Origin of the sequence: Mesorhizobium sp. M7D.F.Ca.US.005.01.1.1, from assembly GCF_003952545.1 — a bacterium.
Classification (GTDB): domain Bacteria; phylum Pseudomonadota; class Alphaproteobacteria; order Rhizobiales; family Rhizobiaceae; genus Mesorhizobium; species Mesorhizobium loti.
The window spans coordinates 951,779-971,616 of the sequence record NZ_CP034453.1 but is presented as its reverse complement, the minus strand read 5'-3'; the positions used below and the strand labels follow the sequence as shown (position 1 = coordinate 971,616).

Annotated in this window: 23 protein-coding genes, 1 tRNA gene and 1 pseudogene; 6 read left to right on the top strand and 19 right to left on the bottom strand. The window is 64.6% G+C overall.

The features are described from left to right. Nucleotides 1-140 precede the first annotated feature (140 nt). The 9 genes from EJ076_RS04660 to EJ076_RS04620 all read right to left on the bottom strand — a co-directional run bounded on the left by EJ076_RS04660 (nt 141) and on the right by EJ076_RS04620 (nt 8,844). Nucleotides 141-225, bottom strand: a tRNA-Leu gene (locus tag EJ076_RS04660). Between the two features lie 84 nt (nt 226-309). After that, complete coding sequence (locus EJ076_RS04655) at nt 310-930, bottom strand: 2,3-bisphosphoglycerate-dependent phosphoglycerate mutase (RefSeq protein WP_109667583.1); 621 nt, start codon at nt 928-930, stop codon at nt 310-312. 33 nt (nt 931-963) lie between these two features. Then, nucleotides 964-1,806 carry a 4-hydroxy-tetrahydrodipicolinate reductase gene (gene dapB, locus EJ076_RS04650; protein ID WP_109667586.1) on the bottom strand — a complete coding sequence of 281 codons (843 nt, stop codon included), beginning with the start codon at nt 1,804-1,806 and terminating at the stop codon, nt 964-966. Next, on the bottom strand, nt 1,803-3,662 hold the full coding sequence (locus EJ076_RS04645) for an ABC transporter ATP-binding protein (protein WP_126067065.1): 1,860 nt from the start codon (nt 3,660-3,662) through the stop codon (nt 1,803-1,805). Before EJ076_RS04645 ends, dapB begins: the two co-directional genes overlap by 4 nt. Nucleotides 3,663-3,740: 78 nt before the next feature. After that, a complete protein-coding gene (locus tag EJ076_RS04640; protein ID WP_126070962.1) occupies nt 3,741-4,787 on the bottom strand; it encodes a glucokinase in 1,047 nt (348 codons plus the stop codon). A 173-nt stretch (nt 4,788-4,960) separates the two neighbouring features. Beyond that, nucleotides 4,961-6,055, bottom strand: coding sequence for a penicillin-insensitive murein endopeptidase (gene mepA / locus EJ076_RS04635; protein ID WP_109667592.1), 1,095 nt, complete (start codon nt 6,053-6,055; stop codon nt 4,961-4,963). A 65-nt stretch (nt 6,056-6,120) separates the two neighbouring features. Continuing rightward, nucleotides 6,121-7,020, bottom strand: a complete 900-nt coding sequence (locus tag EJ076_RS04630) for an SDR family oxidoreductase (protein ID WP_126067064.1) — start codon at nt 7,018-7,020, stop codon at nt 6,121-6,123. Then, nucleotides 7,017-8,171: a tRNA epoxyqueuosine(34) reductase QueG gene (queG, locus tag EJ076_RS04625; RefSeq protein WP_126067063.1), complete on the bottom strand. Its 1,155-nt coding sequence runs from the start codon at nt 8,169-8,171 to the stop codon at nt 7,017-7,019. The genes EJ076_RS04630 and queG overlap by 4 nt, the downstream gene beginning before the upstream one ends. Further along, on the bottom strand, nt 8,152-8,844 hold the full coding sequence (locus EJ076_RS04620; RefSeq protein ID WP_126067062.1) for a glutathione S-transferase family protein: 693 nt from the start codon (nt 8,842-8,844) through the stop codon (nt 8,152-8,154). Before EJ076_RS04620 ends, queG begins: the two co-directional genes overlap by 20 nt. Before the next feature lie 161 nt (nt 8,845-9,005). Between EJ076_RS04620 and EJ076_RS04615 the strand changes: the two genes are divergently transcribed. Next, entirely contained in the window at nt 9,006-9,812 is an 807-nt protein-coding gene (locus EJ076_RS04615) for an undecaprenyl-diphosphate phosphatase (RefSeq protein WP_126067061.1), read from the top strand. Between the two features lie 104 nt (nt 9,813-9,916). On the opposite strand, the gene EJ076_RS04610 is transcribed toward EJ076_RS04615, so the two are convergent. Then, nucleotides 9,917-10,294 carry a YraN family protein gene (locus EJ076_RS04610; RefSeq protein ID WP_164548539.1) on the bottom strand — a complete coding sequence of 126 codons (378 nt, stop codon included), beginning with the start codon at nt 10,292-10,294 and terminating at the stop codon, nt 9,917-9,919. Further along, entirely contained in the window at nt 10,287-11,198 is a 912-nt protein-coding gene (gene rsmI / locus EJ076_RS04605; RefSeq protein WP_164548538.1) for a 16S rRNA (cytidine(1402)-2'-O)-methyltransferase, read from the bottom strand. The genes EJ076_RS04610 and rsmI overlap by 8 nt, the downstream gene beginning before the upstream one ends. A 147-nt stretch (nt 11,199-11,345) precedes the next feature. Between rsmI and EJ076_RS04600 the strand changes: the two genes are divergently transcribed. Then, nucleotides 11,346-11,525 (top strand): hypothetical protein, encoded by a 180-nt coding sequence (locus EJ076_RS04600; protein ID WP_126067059.1) that lies wholly within the window; start codon nt 11,346-11,348, stop codon nt 11,523-11,525. A 73-nt stretch (nt 11,526-11,598) separates the two neighbouring features. Here EJ076_RS04600 and EJ076_RS35670 read toward each other — a convergent pair. The 8 genes and pseudogenes from EJ076_RS35670 to rph form a co-directional block, all read right to left on the bottom strand. Further along, a pseudogene (locus EJ076_RS35670) lies at nt 11,599-11,715 on the bottom strand (transporter); the annotation flags it as partial. Nucleotides 11,716-12,101: 386 nt separating this feature from the next. Continuing rightward, nucleotides 12,102-12,320, bottom strand: coding sequence for a hypothetical protein (locus EJ076_RS04590; protein WP_126067058.1), 219 nt, complete (start codon nt 12,318-12,320; stop codon nt 12,102-12,104). A 51-nt stretch (nt 12,321-12,371) separates the two neighbouring features. Then, the gene (locus tag EJ076_RS04585; RefSeq protein ID WP_126067057.1) at nt 12,372-12,809 is read right to left on the bottom strand and encodes an EamA family transporter; all 438 of its coding nucleotides are present in this window, start codon (nt 12,807-12,809) and stop codon (nt 12,372-12,374) included. A 25-nt stretch (nt 12,810-12,834) separates the two neighbouring features. Further along, a complete protein-coding gene (locus EJ076_RS04580) occupies nt 12,835-13,158 on the bottom strand; it encodes a low molecular weight protein tyrosine phosphatase family protein (RefSeq protein ID WP_126067056.1) in 324 nt (107 codons plus the stop codon). Between the two features lie 4 nt (nt 13,159-13,162). Continuing rightward, nucleotides 13,163-14,326 (bottom strand): radical SAM family heme chaperone HemW, encoded by a 1,164-nt coding sequence (hemW, locus tag EJ076_RS04575; protein ID WP_126067055.1) that lies wholly within the window; start codon nt 14,324-14,326, stop codon nt 13,163-13,165. Next, a complete protein-coding gene (gene rdgB / locus EJ076_RS04570; protein ID WP_109667619.1) occupies nt 14,323-14,970 on the bottom strand; it encodes an RdgB/HAM1 family non-canonical purine NTP pyrophosphatase in 648 nt (215 codons plus the stop codon). Before rdgB ends, hemW begins: the two co-directional genes overlap by 4 nt. Continuing rightward, nucleotides 14,970-15,380 (bottom strand): VOC family protein, encoded by a 411-nt coding sequence (locus EJ076_RS04565; RefSeq protein ID WP_126067054.1) that lies wholly within the window; start codon nt 15,378-15,380, stop codon nt 14,970-14,972. The genes rdgB and EJ076_RS04565 overlap by 1 nt, the downstream gene beginning before the upstream one ends. Nucleotides 15,381-15,390: 10 nt before the next feature. Further along, on the bottom strand, nt 15,391-16,107 hold the full coding sequence (rph, locus tag EJ076_RS04560; protein ID WP_109667625.1) for a ribonuclease PH: 717 nt from the start codon (nt 16,105-16,107) through the stop codon (nt 15,391-15,393). Between the two features lie 176 nt (nt 16,108-16,283). Here rph and hrcA point away from each other — a divergent pair, with 176 nt between their 5' ends. The 4 genes from hrcA (at nt 16,284) to EJ076_RS04540 (ending at nt 19,789) form a co-directional block, all read left to right on the top strand. After that, nucleotides 16,284-17,366, top strand: a complete 1,083-nt coding sequence (gene hrcA, locus EJ076_RS04555) for a heat-inducible transcriptional repressor HrcA (RefSeq protein ID WP_126067053.1) — start codon at nt 16,284-16,286, stop codon at nt 17,364-17,366. Nucleotides 17,367-17,390: 24 nt separating this feature from the next. Continuing rightward, nucleotides 17,391-17,588 (top strand): hypothetical protein, encoded by a 198-nt coding sequence (locus EJ076_RS04550; protein WP_126067052.1) that lies wholly within the window; start codon nt 17,391-17,393, stop codon nt 17,586-17,588. A gap of 98 nt (nt 17,589-17,686) precedes the next feature. Beyond that, the gene (locus tag EJ076_RS04545; protein WP_126067051.1) at nt 17,687-19,039 is read left to right on the top strand and encodes a sorbosone dehydrogenase family protein; all 1,353 of its coding nucleotides are present in this window, start codon (nt 17,687-17,689) and stop codon (nt 19,037-19,039) included. A 132-nt stretch (nt 19,040-19,171) separates the two neighbouring features. Further along, nucleotides 19,172-19,789, top strand: a complete 618-nt coding sequence (locus EJ076_RS04540) for a LysE family translocator (RefSeq protein WP_126067050.1) — start codon at nt 19,172-19,174, stop codon at nt 19,787-19,789. Nucleotides 19,790-19,838 lie beyond the last annotated feature (49 nt).

Sequence of the window (19,838 nt, the reverse complement as noted above, 5' to 3'; positions counted from 1 at the left end):
CGTAGCGAAGCGGGCGCGGAGTTTGAAGCGGTTTGTGAGGGGACTGGCCGGAAGGGGAGGTTGGCGGCAAAGAAAAAGCCCGGACGAACCGGGCTTTTTCTCTAAGTTTCTGAACCGTCGAATGGTTCGAAACGGGAATTTGGTGCCCAGAAGAGGACTCGAACCTCCACTCCTTGCGGAACACGGACCTGAACCGTGCGCGTCTACCAATTCCGCCATCTGGGCTGGTGCGGGCTCATGTAAGCGGGCAAGCGATGTGTGTCAACGCGCTTTTTTTAAAGCTGTTGCCACTTGCCGGCTCAAGGACCGTCAGCCCTCCAGCACTTCCTTGGAAGCCACGGTCGAATCGGCGTTGAGCTGGTAGATGACCGGCACGCCGGTGCCGAGTTCCAGCTTGACGATCTCCTCGCCCGACTTGCCGTCCAGCGCCATGATCAGCGCGCGCAGCGAGTTGCCGTGGGCTGCGACCAGCACGGTGCCGCCGCGCAGCACGTGCGGCTGCAGATCGTGCAGGTAGTAGGGCCAGACGCGAGCGCCGGTGTCCTTCAGGCTCTCGCCGGCGGGCGGCGGCACGTCGTAGGAGCGGCGCCAGACATGCACCTGCTCCTCGCCCCACTTCTTGCGGGCATCGTCCTTGTTGAGGCCGGAGAGATCGCCATAGTCGCGCTCGTTCAGCGCCTGGTCGCGGATGGTCTTCAGGTCGCTCTGGCCGACCGCATCGAGAATGTGCTGGCAAGTTTTTTGCGCCCGGATCAGCGCCGAGGTGAAGGCGATGTCGAATTTCAGGCCGCGTGCCTTGAGCTTCTGGCCGGCGGCCTTGGCCTCGGCGTGGCCCTGCTCGGTCAGGTCGACGTCGCGCCAGCCGGTGAACAGGTTCTTCAAATTCCATTCGCTCTGGCCGTGGCGCACGAGCACGAGGGTTCGCGACATGTTTGCTCCTTCAGGTTTATGGATCAGGCCGCCTCAGCTCAATCCGAGCACGTCCCGCATCGAATACAGTCCCGGCTTCTTGCCACGCGCCCAAAGCGCCGCCTTGACGGCGCCGCGAGCGAAGATGGCGCGGTCCTCGGCGTGGTGCGACAGCGTGATGCGCTCGCCGGTGCCGGCCAGCAGCACGCTATGATCGCCGACCACCGAGCCGCCGCGCAGCGTGGCAAAGCCGATCGAGCCGGTCTTGCGCACGCCGGTGTGGCCGTCGCGGACCCGCACATCATTGCCGGCCAGCTCGATACCGCGCCCGGCGGCGGCGGCCTCGCCAAGCAGAAGTGCCGTGCCGGACGGCGCGTCGACCTTGTGCTTGTGGTGCATTTCGAGGATCTCGATGTCGAAATCGTCGGCGTCGAGCGCGCGCGCCGCCTGTTCGACCAGCACCGCCAGAAGATTGACGCCGAGGCTCATATTGCCCGACTTGACGATCGTCGCGTGGCGCGCCGCTGCCGCGATCCGGGCATTGTCGTCGGCCGTGCAGCCGGTCGTGCCGATGACGTGGACGATGCGCGCCTGCGCCGCATAGCCGGCGAATTCGGCTGATGAGGCCGGGGTGGTGAAATCGAGCACGCCGTCAGCCCTGGCGAAGACCGGCAGCGGATCGTCACCGATCGCCACATCGATACGGCCGACGCCGGCGAGCTCGCCTGCATCCTTGCCCAGATAGGGCGAACCCGCTCGCTCGACCGCGCCGATGACCCGCGCGCCGGGGATGGTGTGGATGGCGCGGATCAGCGTCTGGCCCATGCGGCCGGCGGCGCCCACCACCACCAGGCCCATATCGGTTGCCGGCCTGTCGGTTGCGGGCGTCTTGCTCATGTCGTGCTCCCGGCGATATTCTGCGTCTCAATGTTCGGAGCCGAAATCTGGATCGGCGCGCTGTCGTCGACAAGCCCCAGGCCCTTGACGCCCTGGATGCGGTGGAACCGGGCATAGACGCTGTGCGGATCGGCCATCAGCGAGGCGTGCGTGCCCTCTTCGACCAGCCGGCCCTGTTCCATGACGATGATGTGGTCGGCATTGACCACCGTCGACAGCCGGTGCGCGATGACGATGGTGGTGCGGCCTTCCATGACCTGGGTCAGCGCCTGCTGGACGCGCGCCTCGGCCTCGTTGTCGAGCGCCGATGTCGCTTCGTCGAGCAACAGGATCGGTGCCTGGCGCACAATGGCCCGCGCGATCGATACGCGTTGGCGCTGGCCGCCCGAAAGCGTCACGCCGTTCTCGCCGACCGGCGTGTCATAACCCTGCGGCTGCTGGCGGATGAAATCGTCGGCCGCGGCCTGCCTTGCAGCCTGTTCGATCTCGGCGTCGGTGGCGCCCAGCCGGCCGTAGCGGATGTTGTCGCGGATGGTGCCTTCGAACAGATAGGGCTGCTGCGAGACATAGGCGATGGAGCCGCGCAGCGACTGTTTGGTGACCTTGGAAATGTCCTGGCCGTCGATCTCGATCGTGCCCGCCTCGACGTCGTAGAAGCGCTGCAGCAGCGCCACCAGCGTCGTCTTGCCGGCGCCCGAAGCGCCGACGATTGCCGTCACCTTGCCGGCGGCCGCGACGAAGCTCAGATCGTGCAGGACTGGCGCCTCCTCGACATAGTGGAAGGAGACGTTGTTGAAGCGCACTTCACCAGAGGTGAATTTCGCCTCGGCTGCACCCTGCGCGTCGCTCTGCTGCGGCTCTATGTCGAGAAGCTCGTAGATCATGCGCGCATTGACCAGCGCGCGTTCCATGCCGACCTGCATGCGCGCCAGCCGGCGGGCCGGATCATAAGCGAGCGTCAGCGCCGTGATGAAGGAAAACACCGCACCCGGCGGCTGGCCGAGAACGGTGGCCCGATAGCCTGAATAGGCGATGACGCTGGCAAAGGCGATGCCGGCCAGCAGTTCGGAAACCGGCGTCAGCCGCTCGGAGACACGGGCGATCTTGTTCGACCGCTGTTCGGCATCCTCGGCGAGCTTGCTGATGCGGCGCGACAGCTCGTCTTCCATGGTGAAGGCCTTGACGATGGCGATGCCTTGCGTGGCCTCCTGCATGGCGCCGATCAGCCGCGAGTTGATCTGCACCGATTCGCGCGTGATGCGCCGCACTCGCCGCATCAAATAGGTGACGGTCCAGATCAGCGGCGGTCCGATCAGCAGCGAACTCAGCGAAAGGACCGGATCCTGGTAGATCATGACGCCGACCAGGCCGACCAGCGAGACGGCGTCGCGCGCCGTCGACGTCACCGTCATCGACAACAGGTCGCGAATGCCGTTGACGTTCTCGTTGACCTGCGCGGCCAGCCGTCCGGACCTTGTGTCATTGAAGAAGGAGACGCCGAGCTTCATCAGATGGTTGAAGATGCGCTGCTGGTAGCGCGCCACCAGATTGTTGCCGATCCTGGCCATCGTCACCGCCTGGCCGTAGCCGGCAAGGCCGCGCAGGATGAAAGCGCCGAGCAGTGCGGCGCAGATCCACGGGATCAGGTCGCCGCGCCGTTCATAGAAGATCTGGTTGACGACCGGGCTCATGATCCAGGCGGCAAGCGCCGTCGTCGCCGACACGGTCAGCAGGCAGAGGATCGTGAAAATATACGCGCCCCGATACTCGCGGCCGTTTTCCTGGAGGATGCGGCGGATGACCGCCACGATCTCGCCCGCACGGGGTTTCGACAAATTGGGGGGCTGAAATGTCAAATCGGAGCGCTTCGTAGGTTTCCGCTTCCCGCGGCCGGGCAATTCGGCACCCCTCTTAACGCCAAGCAGCCGGCTTGCCTATGCCTTGGGGTGACTAACTTCGTCGCGCCACCGCCGCCCCTCCGTCTGGACACCAAACAGCGACGGGTTACGGGCATAGGCGGCAAGGCCCAGAAGTGCGGCCAGCGGGTGGGTGATGACATAGACCGGCATGGTGCGCATCAGCGCGCTGTGCGGCGCCTTGTCCTCGAAGGCGGCGCGGAAATTGCCGGCTTTCAGAGCCGGCACGATCTTTTGCGCGATGCCGCCGGTGAGGAACACGCCGCCACGGCTCATGAACACCAAAGCGAGATCGCCGGCGGTGCGCCCGAGGCAGCTGACGAAGATCTCCAGCGCTTCCTCGGCAACGGGATCGGTTTTCGCCAGCGCCGCGCCGGTGACCTCGGCCGGCGTGGTGAAGGGCGACGGCTTGCCATCCGCCTTGGCCACCGCCCGATAGACATTGACCAGACCGCGTCCGCACAGGATCTGCTCGCCCGAAATGCGACCTTCGAGCTTATCGATATGCGGGAAAACCTCGAAATCGCGCGGTGTGCGCGGGCCGATGTCCATATGGCCGCCCTCGCCCGGCACCGGGATCCAGTGGCGAAGCGCATGGACCAGCCCGGCGACGCCGAGCCCGGTTCCCGGACCGAGCACCACGCGGCCGGCATTGGGCTCCGGCGTGCCGCCACCGATCTTTTCCATGTGCTCCTCGCCGAGCGCGACGACGGCGAGCGCCTGCGCCTCGAAATCATTGAGCACGACGATGTCGCTCAAGCCGAGGTTGGCGAACATCTGCCTGGGCTTGACGATCCACGGGCAGTTGGTGAGCTCGATCTCGTCGCCATCGACCGGGCCGGCCACCGCCAGCACCGCCGAATTGGGGCGCACCGATGAGCGGTCGAGCACGGCCGCCTGGATCGCTTCGTCGATGGTGTTGTAGTTCGCCGTCTGGACGATGGTTGGCTCGCCGGCCTCGGAATTGGCGTCGAGCACGATCGAAAAGCGCGCATTGGTGCCGCCGATGTCGCCGATCAGGATCGGAAACCGCAACAAAGTATCGTCGTCGCCTGTGCCTGGCATGCTCACGTCCGTCTCCGGCGCCCCGACGGCATCTAGCCGTTCTCCCGTTGACTAGCGCATGAGTTTGAAAAGGGAAACGGTTTTCGACCCCGGCGGCGCGCAGACACAGCTTCTGCGGCTAAACGGCCACTGTTTCGCAAAAATGAGCCCTAAACCGATTGATGCCGCAACAATCAGTTTCCCGGCGGCCGTGGCCGCGGCAGCGGGACGCCGATCTCGGGGGTCGCGGTGAAGGCGTTCACCGCGCTTGGCAGTCCAGTCATACCACTAGCCGCGGTGGCGGGCAGTGACGGCGCTTCGGGTTCAGGTGCGGCCACCGCAACCGGCACGCTTCCGCCGTGGTAGGTCGCCGCCTCGGCAGAGGCCGGCCCCGGCGCGTCGAGCACGGCGCGGCATTCGCTGGGCAGGTTCGCCATCGTCATCAGGTCGCGGGCCTTCGGCGCATCCGGGTTCTTGTTGGGCCGCCACGGCTCCTGCGTAAACCACCAGGCCAGCGGCTTGCCGCAGCCGTCATCGTCCGGCGTCGCTTCCTGCGCCTTGCAGCCGGGCGAACCCGGCTGACAGCCGATGCGCATGTGGAAATGATAGTCGTGGCCCCAGAACGGCCTCACCTTGCGCAGCCAGCTGCGGTCGCCCTTGACGGTGTCGCAGAGCTTTTTTTTGATGCCCGGATTGACCAGGATGCGCTCGACTTGGCTGTAGCTGGCCGCGCGCTTCAGAAGCCTTGTATGTGCCGGGGTCCATAGCGCGTCCTTCACCAGATGGGTCTTCTCGTCGACCATCAAGGTGGCGCTCATGCTTTCGCGCTGCGCCATCGACAGCGGGCGGCTGGGCATCGGCGTCAGCCAGATGTCGGCGTCCAGCCCGATCTGGTGCGAGGCATGCCCAGTCATCATCGGGCCGCCGCGCGGCTGCGAAATGTCGCCGATCAAAAGCCCTGGCCAACCATCGACTGCTGCGTCGCGCGACAATTGCTCGATCACCGCGATCATCGCCGGATGGCCCCAGCGGCGGTTGCGCGACGGCCGCATCACCTCCCAGGTCGGACCATCCATCGGAATGGCGACGCCGCCGGCGAAGCAGCCCTTGGAATAGAAGCCTATCGACTGCGCAGCGGTCGCGGCCGGCAGCTTCTTGGCGCCGAACAGATCTTTTGCCCGTTCTTCGGCACTCGCCGGCTGCGTGGCGAGCCCTGCCAGGGCAAGCAGACCGAGCGCAGCGGCCAACAGGGGCGTTTTGCCGAGAAATGGCAGCATCGCTGTCTTCATGAAACCGGTTCCCCACCGCAATCCGAAGGCCGAATCATAGCACGCAAAGCCCCACGCTTCGATCGTCAGCCCTTCATCGGGCTGCGCGCGTCACCGTCGCGCCAGTCGCCGCTTGCCCACATATGGTCGAAGGCGGCGCGGTAATCCGGAAAGCGAAAGCGATAGCCCGCCGCCTTGATCGCCGCGTTGGCGACACGCTTGTTCTCGCCATAGAAGGACCGCGCCATGGGCGAAAGTTGGGCGGCGTCGAAGGGAATTTCGGGCGGCGGTTCGATACCCATCAATGAAGCGGCATAGGCGACGACATCCTGCGGCGGCGCTGGCATGTCATCGGTGACATTGAAGATGCCACCTGTATTGCCTTCGATCAGCTGCCAAAGCGCACCGGCAATGTCGTCGCAATGGATGCGGTTGAACACCTGATCCGGCTTGACCAGCCGCCTTGCGCTGCCGTTTTCCAGATTGACCAGGGCGTTGCGGCCCGGCCCGTAAATGCCGGAAAGCCGCAGGATCGCCACCGGCCGGCCGATGTCCGTGCCCAATCGCAGCCAGTCCTGCTCGGCAGCAACCCGCATCACCGAGCGCTTCGACACCGGACGGCATTGCGCCGTTTCGTCGACCCAGGCGCCGTCATAATTGCCGTAAACCCCGACCGTGGAGAGATAGCCGATCCATTCCAGCGCCGGCATTTGAGCGATTACCTCTCGCGCGGCATTCAGAACGGGATCGCCGGCCTCTTCCGGGGCAACCGAAATCAGCAGATGCGTCGTCGTTTCCAGCGCATCGCCGATTTCCTCGGTCAGCGCACCGTCAAAGAGCAGCGGAGCGATGCCGGCCTGCCGCAGCACCTCGAATTTGTCCGCTGAGCGCGTCGTGCCGAAGATCCTGGCGGCGCCTTTGTTAGCCCCAGCAAAGGCCCTGCCCGAATAGCCAGCGCCGAAGATGAATATCTGTTTTTCGCTCATGCATGCGCCCTGGTTGGCCGGGCCAGACGCCATTCATCGCGCACGGCTTCGTCGCTCTCGGTTTTCAGGCCGGCGGCGGCCCGTTCACAATATTCGGCGTCCGGCACCAGCCGCGCCAGCGCCCATATTGCCGCGCCCCGCACCAGTGGCGAGGCGTCGTCCAGCAAGGCACGCACGGCGCCGGCAAGCGAGGTATCGCCGGAATTGCCGGCGGCGATCAGCACGTTGCGAACAAACCGGTCGCGGCCGATGCGTTTTATCGGCGAACCGGAGAAGAAGGCGCGGAAGGAAGCGTCGTCCAGTTGCACCAGGTCGGCGAGCGGCGGTTCGCGCAATTCGTCGCGCGCGGCAAGCTTGGCCTCGGACGCGGCTTTCGCGAACTTGTTCCAGGGGCAGGCGGCGAGGCAGTCGTCGCAGCCATAGATGCGGTTGCCGATCTTCTCGCGGAATTCATGCGGGATCGGCCCTTTGTTCTCGATGGTGAGATAGGAGATGCAGCGTCGCGCATCGAGCCGGTAGGGCGCCGGGAAGGCGTCGGTCGGACACGCATCGAGGCAGGCACGGCAGGAGCCGCAATGGTCGATCTCGGCGCGGTCGGGCGTAAGCTCGGCTGTGGTGAAGATGGTGCCGAGGAACAGCCAGGAGCCATGCTCGCGGCTGACCAGATTGGTGTGCTTGCCTTGCCAGCCGAGCCCGGCGGCCTCGGCCAGCGGCTTTTCCATCACAGGTGCGGTGTCGACGAACACCTTCACGTCGCCGCCGGCGCGCGCCACGATCTTGCCGGCGATTTCCTTCAGCCGGCCCTTCATCACATCGTGATAGTCGCGGTTTTGCGCATAGACCGAGATGGCGCCGCGATCGCGCTTGGCCAGCACACCGCGCGGATCATGGTCGGGGCCGTAGTTCATCGCCAGCACGATGATCGAGCGCACCTGCGGCCAAAGTGCGGTCGGTTCGCCACGGCGTTGCAGCGTCTCCGCGATCCAGTCCATCGAGCCGTGGAAGCCATCGGCGACGAATTCGGCAAGGCGGGCAGGCGCCAGCGGGATCGCATCGGGGGTGGTGACGGCGACGGCATCGAAGCCGGCGCGGCGCGCCTCTGCGTCGATCAGCGCGCGCAGTTTTGCGGCGTCAGAAGTCGAGGTCCGCATAATGCGACACCGGCGACAGGCCGCGCACCCGGTCGGTCAGGAGCGGCCGGAAGGAGGGCCGCGACTTCACCCGCGTGTACCATTCGCGCGCTGCGGCGTGTTCACGCCAGTCGATCTCGCCGAGATAATCGAGCACCGACAGCGTTGCGGCGGCCGCGAGATCGGCATAGGTGACCCTCGAGCCGGCCAGCCAATGGCGGGTGCCGGCCAACCAGTTGGTGTATTTCATGTGCTGGCGGATGTTGGCGCGCGCGGCACGGATCGCGGCTGAATCGGGCGAGCCGCCGCCCGCCGTTTCCGGCATGACCGGCTTCAGCACGCGCTCACGCACCAGATGGCGGGTGACTTCGCTTTCGGCCTTGTTGAGGTACCAGTCGATCAGCCGGCGGATTTCAGCGCGCTGCATCGGGTCCTCGGCGAACAGCCGCTTGTCGCGCTTCAAGACGCCGCGCGTTTCATCGAGATATTCGGCGATGACAGTTGCGCCGACGATCGGCACGTCGCCTTCGGCCAGCAGGATTGGCAGCGTACCGGCCGGGTTCAGCGCCAGGAACTCCTTGCGCCGGGTCCACGGCTTTTCCTCGATCAGGGCCAGCTCCTCGCCATACTCGCCGAAAGCGAGGCGGACGAAGCGACAAGTGGCGAACATGGGATGGTGGAAAAGCGTCAGCATGGTTCCGCGATGATAAAGCGCACTGGCGAATCGCAGGGCGCACCGGTAAGTCTTGGCCGCCCGGTTAGCGGGCCGTCAGAGTGTTGCGACCTATAGGGGGACTTCAACGCCATGACAAGCAAGCCGTTCTGTTAGCCGTCACGCCAAATGCCGAGGTAGCCATGGAAAGCCAGACCATCGTCGAAGCCCTGCTGCTCGGCCTGCTGGAGGGGCTGACCGAGTTCATCCCGGTGTCGTCCACCGGCCATATCCTGCTCGCCGGCCATTTCCTCGGCTTCCACTCGACCGGCAAGGCTTTCGAGATCCTGATCCAGCTCGGCGCCATCCTGGCGATCCTCAGTGTCTATTTCCGCCGTCTGTGGAAAATGCTGCTCGACCTGCCGCATGACCGGCTGACACGGCATTTCGTCATCGGCATCCTCATTGCTTTCCTGCCGGCGGCGATCATCGGCGCGCTGGCGCATGATTTCATCAAGACAGTGCTGTTCGAATCGCCAAGGCTGATCTGCATCATGCTGATCATCGGCGGCGTCGTGCTGCTGGCTGTCGATCGCATGAACCTCAAAGCCGTCTATCGCGACGTCGAGCGATTCCCGACCCGGCTTTACCTGCAGATCGGGCTTTTCCAGTGCCTGTCGCTCATCCCCGGCACGTCGCGCTCGGGTTCGACGATCGTCGGCGCGCTGCTTTTGGGCGTCGACAAGCGGGCGGCCGCGGAATTTTCCTTCTTCCTTGCGATCCCGACGATGGTCGGCGCCTTCGCCTTCGACCTGTTCAAGAACCGCAATGTGCTGAGCACCGCCGACCTGCCGATCATCGCCGTCGGCTTCGTTGCCGCCTTCATCACAGCGCTCATCGTCGTGCGCTTCCTGCTCGATTACGTATCGCGCAACGGCTACTCGCTGTTCGGCTGGTGGCGGCTGGTGGTGGGTGTTGTCGGGCTGGTTGGCTTGATGATCTGGGGGTGAGGAGTGGTCCGCGACCTCCTCGACTTCGTCATCCACGGGCGGAGCAAGGAGCGTAGCGACGCAGCGCAGACCCGTGGATGACGACGCGAGGGACGGCTCTTCTTCTAATTCCGTCCATAAAACGCGTTCTCGACATGCACCGGCCAGCGCCAGGGCAGCACCGCGACCATGTCGAAGCGCATCGACAGTTTGCCGTAATCCGACTGGCGCGACAGCCAGATGTCGGCCGCTGCCTCGATGCGGCGTTCCGATTCATGGCCGATCGCCTCCATGGCTTCCATCAGCGTGCGGCGCGCCTTGACCTCGACGAACAGCACCAGGTCGCCGCGCCGCGCGATCAGGTCGATCTCGCCGAAGCGCGTGCGATGGCGGCGCGCCAGGATCCGGTAGCCCTTCAGCATCAGCGCTGCCGCCGCCAGCCATTCGCCGCGATGACCACGCCGATAGGCCTTCTGGCGGCTGGCAATCGGGCGCTCAGCCACCGCCCTCTCCGGAAGCATCCTTAAGCTCGAGCAGCCGCCGATAGAGCGCCTGTTTCTGGCCGCCGGTCATTTTCGCGGCTTCGGCGGCTGCCTTGGAGGCCGGCATCTCGGCGGCGAGCGACAAAAGCAGGCGGTCGATGTCTTCAGGTTCGTCGGCCTTCGCCTCGGCCGGGCCGACGCAAACGACGATCTCGCCCTTCGGCGTATCGGCCGCCGCATAGTGGTCGGCGAGCGCCTGCAGCGTGCCGGTGCGCATCTCCTCGAAGGTTTTGGTCAATTCCCTGCCGATCGCCGCCTTGCGCTGACCGCCGAGCGCTTCGACCATGGCGACAAGCGAGTCAGCCAGCCGGCGCGGCGATTCGAAGAAGATCAGCGTCGCCGGCACGGCTTTCAGTGCCTCCAGCCGCGTCAGCCGCTGCCCTGATTTGACCGGCAGAAAGCCGGCGAACATGAAGGCATCCGAGGGCAGGCCGGATGCCGTCAGCGCGGCGAGCGGCGCCGATGGACCGGGGATCGGCACGACGCGAATGCCGTGGTCGAGCGCCTCGCCGACCAGCCGGTAGCCGGGATCCGAGACCAGCGGCGTGCCGGCATCGGAGATCAGCGCCACGCTCTGTCCGGCCTGGAGCGCCGCGATCAGCTTCGGCCCGGCCTCGCCGGCATTGTGCTCGTGATAGGCCGTGGTGCGGCGGCGGATGCCGTAACGGTCGAGCAGCACGCGCGACACCCGCGTGTCCTCGCAAGCGACGATGTCGGCGGCGGCCAGCGTTTCCAGCGCGCGCAGCGTGATGTCGGCCAGATTGCCGATCGGCGTCGCCACCAGATAGAGCGCCGGCTCGAGCGGCCGGGCCGCGATCTCGGCCTGACCGACCACATAGCTACGCTTGCCCGTCTCGCCGGTCACTGATGCCTTCTCCATTCAGAACCTGTTTGGCACGACTGACGTCGGCTTGCAAAAGCTGACGTTGCGTCTCCCCCGCCATTCCTTTGCCACAGTAGGGAACGAAACCGGCTACGGCAGATTTACCCCCTGATTCCCGAGGAGGACAGGATGGATAGCCTGAAGATACAGGACGCTTTCGAGCCCTATTATGCCGACCGCAACCGCGTTGCCGTACGCAGGGACAAGCGCTTGCCTGCCAAGACCGACGCCAGCCTGACCAAGCAGGCCGCCTTGCCTGCGGACGTCAGGCTTTCCGACAACAAACCCGACAGCACGACGGAGCACTGACCGGACGATGCCCAATCGCTTCGATATCTTCATCACCCGTCTTGAAACAAAAAGCGCCCGCAACGGCGTGCCGTTACATCAGATAGGCGACCAGCACCGCGCCCACCGCGATAAGGGCGACGCCAAGCCAGTTCGCGCCGGAGACACGCTCGCCGAGAAAGGCCGCGCCAAACACCGCGACAAGCACGACGCCTGACCGGGTGGCCCGCAAAATGAAGACGCTCTGATCGAACGCGAAATGAAGACGCTGGTTGGTCGGCGAGTATGCGCGCTTGCCGACGGTTTTTGTGCCTTGCCACCTCGGCTTCCGCGGGTGATGCGCGAAACAATGAGATGTTTCCCATACGCGACCCCCAGAGGGCCGCGCCGCAATCCGCACAGGCCGGCTCTTCATCAGCCTCCCCACGGAACGATCAAATTCAGGGCCACACAGCGGCCAGTGGCCTCTTTGGCAAGACACTTTCGCTCCGAGGGATGCTGGCCGGCGAGACCGAAGAACGCGAACTCGCAAGAATTCGCTACCCGGCGCTCAACCAGCCCATTTCCAGCCATGACTGGATAATCATCGAAAATATTTCAGCCGCCTATCTGCAGCTGGACATCGATCCGCAATTCGCGATGCCCGGCATCCACTTGCATATGCGTTCGGACGATCCAGCCACTTCGCACTACATGTTTCATAGGGTTGGCGACCAATGGATACAGGCGCCGCAGGATACAAAGATCGACGTGTTTTCCTATGCAGGCTGTGGCCGCACGCAGCAATCCTGGGAGGACGGCGGCGATTTTCATCATCAGGATTTCTTCTTCGAAGTCGAATCGAGTTCGGATTGCGGAGTGGCTGAGCTATCCCCGATAGGCGACCAGCACCGCGCCCGCCGCGATAAGGGCGACGCCAAGCCAGTTCGCGCCGGTGAGTCGCTCGCCGAGAAAGACCGCGCCAAACACCGCCACAAGCACGACGCTTAGCTTGTCGATCGGCGCCACCTGCGCCGCATTGCCGATCTTCAGGGCGCGAAAGTAGCAGAGCCATGAGGCGCCTGTGGCCAGACCGGACAGGCCGAGGAAAGCCCAAGTCTTTCCCGTGATCATCGCCGGCGACTGGAACTGGCCGCTGGCGAGCAGGATCGCACCGAGCACGATCAGGATGATGATTGTGCGGATGAAGGTGGCCAAATCGGAATTGATGTTCTCGATGCCGACCTTGGCGAAGATCGCCGTCAGGGCCGCGAATGCAGCCGAGAGCAGCGCCCAGAATTGCCAGGAGGTGACGGTCAGGTTCATGCGGGTGGCCTTCGCGGATGACGTCTCAACCGAGATACCGTGAAACGCGTGCCTTCAGAAGGCTGATCAGCTCCAGATCCATGAATTCATAGTTATCAGGTATATCGAGGCAGATGACCCGGGCCTTCTTCAGGCTGGCCTTGAATTTCTTCTGCAGTTTGGTGCGGTGCACCTTTTCCATGACAAAGATGATGTCGGCCCAAGCGACCAAATCATGCGTCAGCGGCGTGTCGGCATCATGGTTTGTTCCGGCCGATGCGACCTCGATGTCGCGGCGGGTTGAAAACACCTGCTCGGCGGTCGGGCTGCGCAAACGGTTCTGGCTGCAGACGAAGAGGACGGTTTTCAAGGGGTTAGCGCGCCAGATCGGCCACCACGGCGTCGAGCACGATCATGCCGGCCGGCGTCGCGCGGAGCCGGGCATTGCCGATCGGTGCCACCAGACCCTCGCCCTGCAGCATCGACAGCCGTGCGCTCGACAGGCCGCGTCCTGAGAACGCCTCGTAGCGGGAGAGGTCGATGCCCTCGGCCAGCCGCAGGCCCATCAGCAGGAATTCGTCGGCCTCTTCCGAACGCGTCAGGATCTCACCGCCGGTGACGCCATGGCCCTTGGCCTCGACCAGATTGGCCCAGGTTTCCGGCATCCGCTCGGCGATCGTGACCGTGCGGCGGCCATTCTCGACGAAACGGCCATGCGCGCCCGGCCCGACCCCGACATATTCGCCATAGCGCCAGTAGGTCAGGTTGTGCCGGCTTTCGGCGCCCGGCCTGGCGTGGTTGGAAATCTCATAGGCCGGCAGGCCATGCGCCGATGTGATCTCCTGCGTCAGCGCATAGAGATCGGCGGCGTGGTCGTTGTCGGGGATGATGAATTTCTTCGCCGCATGCAGAGCGTGGAAGGGCGTGCCTTCCTCGATGGTCAGCTGGTAGAGCGACAGGTGGTCAGCGGCATGGCCGATCGCCTGTTCGAGCTCCGATGCCCAAGCCTCCGGCGTCTGGCCGGGCCGGGCATAGATCAGATCGAAGGACAGCCGCGGAAAGATTTCTCGCGCCAGGCCGATGGCGTGCAGGGCCTCTTCAACGTTGTGCAGCCGGCCGAGGAAGCGCAGATCCTTGTCGTTCAGCGCCTGCACGCCGAGCGAGACGCGATTGACGCCGGCTGCCCGGTAGCCGCGAAAGCGTTCGGCCTCGACCGAGGACGGATTGGCCTCGAGCGTCACTTCGATGCCATCGGGCACCGTCCAGTTCTTCGCCACCGCGTCCAGAACCCTGGCCACCGTTTCCGGCTTCATCAGCGACGGCGTGCCGCCGCCGAGAAAAATGCTGGTCACCTCGCGCGGCCCGGTGCGCTCGCGCATCGTCGCCAACTCGGCCTCGAAGGCACTGGCGAAGCGGTCCTGGTCGACTGGCTGGTGGCGGACATGGCTGTTGAAGTCGCAATAGGGGCATTTGGCTGCGCAGAACGGCCAATGGACATAGACGCCGAAGCCGGGCGTCCGGTCGAGCAGCATGCTCATGCCGAGCCCAATCTCGCTTTGGCGAATTTCTGGAAAGCGCGGGCGCGGTGCGACAGCGCCGTCGGCTGGCCGGGCTTCCAGCCGTGTTTTTCCTCAGCGCTCATCTCGCCGAAGGTTTTTTCGAAGCCATCGGGCAGGAACACCGGATCATAGCCGAAGCCGAGCTCGCCGCGTGGCGGCCAGACCAGCGTGCCTTCGGCCTCGCCGCGATAGTATTCCGCCTCGCCGTCGGGGAACGCCAGGCAGATGACGGCGACGAAGCGGCCTTTGCGCTGTTGTGGCAAGGCCGCGCCGACTTCCTGCAACGCCACTTCGGTGCGTTGCATGGCCATGCCGAAATCGCGCGAGCCGTCGGGGGTTTCGGCCCAGTTGGCGGTGTAGACGCCGGGCGCGCCGTCGAGCGCGTCGACGCACAGGCCGGAATCGTCCGACAGCGCCGGCAGGCCGGTCGCCTGGGCTGCGGCGAGCGCCTTGATGTAGGCGTTCTCCTCGAAGGTGGTGCCGGTCTCATCCGGCTCCGGCAGGCCATACTCCTTGGCCGACTTGGCTTCGAAGCCGAACGGCCCCATCAGGTCGGCGAATTCGCGCAGCTTGCCGGCATTGTGGCTGGCGACAACGATCTTCTTGCCATCAAGAGAATGCATCAAAGGCCCCAGATTCGTGGCTCGGCAAATTCGATCGAATTGCCCGAGGGGTCGCGTATATAGATCGAATGGCCGCCTTGCGGCCACTCGAATTCGCTTTCAATGGCGATCTTCTTCACCTCCAGATGCGCTTTCCAGCGCACGATTTCGTCGGCGGTCGCCGCAAAGCACAGATGACCCTCGCCGACAGCGCCGTGCGGCGGGACCGGCAGCCTGGCGTCGGGGACCGGCGGCACCTTCGTCGCCTCGGCATTGAAGACGAGCAGCACGCCCGGTCCGCAGCGGAAGAAGAGGTGCCTGCCGTCGACCCTGCCGAGCAGGTCGAGCCCGAGGATGCCGACATAGAATTCTTCCGCCGCCGCCAGATCGGTGACGTAGAGGGCCGATTCCAGGATAGCGGAGGGGGTCACCAGAAAACCGTCAAGCCACTGCCATCTGCTGCAGGCTGACCAGACGCTGGATGCCTTTCTTGGCCAGGCCCATCAATTCCGCGAACTGATCTTCGGAGAAAGGCTCGCCCTCGGCGGTGCCCTGGATCTCGACGATGCCACCCTTGCCGGTCATGACGAAATTGGCGTCGGTGCCGGCCGAGGAATCCTCGATATAGTCGAGGTCGATGACCGGCTGGCCATCATGGATGCCGCAGGAGATCGCCGCGACATGGTCCTTCAGCACCTTGGCGACACTGGCCATCTGGCGCGCTTCCATCCAGCGCAGGCAGTCATACAGCGCCACCCAGCCGCCGGTGATCGAGGCGGTGCGGGTGCCGCCATCGGCCTGGATGACGTCGCAGTCGACGGTGATCTGCTGCTCGCCCAGCGCCTGCAGGTCGACCACGGCGCGCAAGGAGCGGCCGATCAGCCGCTGGATTTCCAGCGTGCGGCCGCCCTGCTTGCCGGCAGAAGCCTCGCGGCGCATGCGCTCGCCGGTCGAGCGCGGCAGCATGCCATATTCCGCCGTCACCCAGCCTTTGCCGGAATTGCGCATCCAGCCCGGCACTTTTTCCTCGAGGCTGGCCGTGCACAGGACATGCGTGTCGCCGAACTTCACCAGGCATGAGCCTTCGGCATGCTTGGAGACGCCGCGCTCGAAGGAGATGGCGCGCATTTCGTCGAATTGGCGTTTGGAGGGGCGCATTCTGGCTGCTTTCTTGTCATTTTTCGGAATCTTGGCCGGCTTGTAACCACATGGGACGCGTGGCGCAAAGGAAAATGGCCTGACGATCCGACACAGACACCGGGCGATCTCACAAAGACACCGGGTTGCGCGGGCCGCGGCGAAGTCTATATCTTGGGCCGGAGGTTTTTGGCCGTATGACCAAGGCAGTCGATCCGAGTTCGCAGTCGCCCGCGCTTCAGTCGCTCGACATGCGTTCCCGCGACATCTTCCGACGCATTGTCGATTCCTACCTCAGGGACGGTGAACCCGTGGGCTCGCGCAGCCTGTCGCGCATCCTGCCCTCCTCGCTGTCGCCGGCGACCATCCGCAACGTGATGAGCGACCTCGAGCATCTCGGCCTGATCTACGCGCCGCACATCTCGGCCGGCCGGCTGCCGACGCAGGCCGGCCTGCGTTTCTTCGTCGACGCCTTCATGGAGCTTGGCGACCTTTCCGACGAGGAGCGCCGCGCCATCGAGGCACAGGTGCGGGCGTCGGGCTCCGGCGCGACGCTGGAGCACATGCTGACCGAGGCCAGCCAGATGTTGTCGGGCATGTCGCGCGGCGCCGGCCTGGTGCTGGCCGCCAAGAACGAGGTGGCGCTGAAGCACATCGAATTCATCCAGCTTGAGCCGACCAAGGCATTGGCGGTGCTGGTGTCGCAGAACGGCGACGTCGAAAACCGCGTCGTCGAACTGCCCGTCGGCATCACCGTCTCGCAATTGCACGAGGCCTCGAATTTCCTCAACGCCCATATCCGCGGCCGCACGCTGGCCGAGGCGCGGATCGAGATCGCCCGCATCAAGGAAGAGACCAGGGCTGCACTCGATACGCTGTCGCAGGACCTGGTCGAGAAGGGGCTGGCGGTGTGGGCCGGCGCCGACAGCGGCCTGCCGGCGCGACTCATCGTGCGCGGCCGCGCCAATCTGCTGGAAAACGTCACTGCCCAGGCCGACATCGAATTGTTGCGGCATCTGTTCGAGGACATGGAGACGCAGGACGGGCTGATCCAGCTGCTCGACCTCGCCGAGCAGGGCTCGGGCGTGCGCATCTTCATCGGCTCGGAAAACAAGCTGTTTTCGCTGTCGGGCTCGTCGCTGGTGGTAGCCCCCTATCGCGACAAGGACGCCCGCGTCGTCGGCGCGCTCGGCGTCATCGGTCCAACCCGGCTGAATTACGCGCGCATCGTGCCGATGGTGGATTACACCGCGCAGCTGATATCCCGCATGCTCCGTTGAGCTGATCTAACCGAGGAGACGACGATGGCGCTGGAAGAACTCAAGGCCCGGATCAGCCTGTTGCTGGAGGAAATGGTCAACCAGCCGGAAGACCAGCACGAAATCCAGGAACAGTTGCGCGAAAAGCTGCGGGAAATGCGCGCCATGGGCCTGCCGCTGCCGGCCGACCTCGTCGAGCTGGAAAAACGCCTCGACGACGATTTCTACGCTGCCGGAACCTGAATCCGGAGATCGGGGCCTTCCTCCAACGCATCGTGTGCCGCGGAACGATCGGCGAAGCCGCCCGTTGCTGTCTTCACGGCCAAGTGTTGGAGGGCAGGATGATCCGTTTCGCCGGGCTGGCTATCTCCGCTACCCTGTTTGTCACCACCACGGCATTCGCGCAGCAGGCAGACGAGCCCGTGTTGAAAGGCGCGGCCGCTTTCGGCGACTGGCGCGCCGACCGGCCGGGGGTGCGCCGCCTGATCAGGCCGAACGATCTGCCGAAGCCCTACGCCACCAAATCCGCCTCGAACAGCGCCGGCCTCGCCGAAAGGCCGGCGGGCGCCAAGCCCAAGCTGCCGCAGGGCTTTTCGGCCGAGCTGATCGCGTCAGGCATCGACAATCCGCGCGTCGTGCGCGTGGCGCCGAATGGCGACCTGTTCGTCGCCGACAGCGAGGCCAACCAGGTCCGCGTCTATCGCCTGGCCGAGGGCAGCGCAAAGCCGGCGCAGGACGGCATCTTTGCCGGCAACCTCAACCAGCCCTATGGCATCGCCTTCTATCCGCCGGGCAATGATCCGCAATGGGTCTATGTCGCCAACAGCGACAGCGTCGTGCGCTTTGCCTATCGCAAGGGCGACCTGAAGGCATCAGGCGATCCGGAAACCATCATCGACAACATCCCTGCCAATCATCACTGGACGCGCGACATCGCTTTTTCGCCGGACGGCAAGACGCTTTATCTGTCGGTCGGCTCGGGATCGAATGTCGCCGAGGATATGGGCAAGGAACCGGAGGGCGGACTCGACGCCTGGGCGAAGTCGAAGCCGCTCGGCGCCACATGGGGCTCTGAAGACGGCCGCGCCGACGTGCTGGCCTTCGATCCGGACGGCAAGAACGGACGCATCGTCGCCACCGGCCTGCGCAACTGTTCGGGCATGACCATGCAGCCGGCGACCGGCGCGCTGTGGTGTGTCGTCAATGAGCGCGATGGGCTCGGCGACAATGTGCCGTCCGAATATGCAACAGTGGTCAAGGACGGCGCCTTCTATGGCTGGCCCTGGTACTATATCGGCAACAACGAGGATCCGCGCCGCAAGGGCGAGCGCCCCGACCTTGCCGGCAAGGCTGATATTCCCGATGTACTGATGCAGGCGCATTCGGCGCCGCTCAACATCGCCTTCTACGACGGGAAGACCTTTCCGGCCGAATACCAAGGCGACGCCTTCGTCGCTCTGCATGGTTCATGGAACCGCGGCAACAGGACCGGCTACAAGGTGGTGAGATTGCTGTTCAAGGATGGCAAGCCGACCGGCGAGTATGAGGATTTTATCACCGGCTTCGTCGTCTCCAGCGGCGAAGTCTGGGGTCGACCGGTCGGCGTGGCGGTGGCGAACGACGGCGCGCTGATCGTGACCGAGGACGGCAACGGCACCATATGGCGTGTCACCCATGACGACGGTCGATCTTGAGCAATCTTACCTAGATGGCGCAAGGTCTTCTTCGAGTGTTCCAGCGATATCTGGTGCAATGGATTCCGACCCAAGGGAATTCAATTCTGGTCCGTTCCATGCGACAAGGCTTTCTGATCTGAGACGAATACCATGACCCTCACCGGATTCCTCGCCTACAGCGCCGCCCTCGGCATCGCCGCCGCCATTCCTGGTCCCGGTATCACCGCGCTTGTCGCGCGTGCGCTCGGCTCCGGCTTCCGCTCGTCGCTGGCGATGTCCTTTGGCCTGATGGTTGGCGACCTCACCTACCTGACCGCCGTGGTGCTCGGCCTCGCTTTCGTCGCGCAAACTTTCGGCATGGTTTTTCTCGCCATCAAATGGCTCGGCGTCGGCTATCTCGCATTCCTCGGCTGGCGTTTCTGGAACAGCGGCATCACGCCCGAGACCGTCGAGGCGAGGAAGGGCAAAGGCGGGTTGCTGTCGAGCTTCGTCGCCGGCCTGACCGTCACGCTCGGCAATCCGAAGACGATGATCTTCTACCTCGCCATCACGCCGACCATCGTCGACCTGAAGACCATCACGCTGGCCGATTACGGCATTCTCGTTGCGCTGACGGTCGTCGTGCTCTTGGTGGTGCTGGTGCCGTATCTGGCGCTGGCTGCCAAGGCGCGCTGGTTCCTGAAATCGCCGCGCGCGCTCAAGGCGCTGAACCGCACCGCCGCCGGCTTCATGGTTGGTGCTGCTGCAGCGATTGCCGCCCGCCAATAAAGGGCTCTCGGCCAAAGCATTTCGCAAACAGGCCTTTACGGGAAATGCT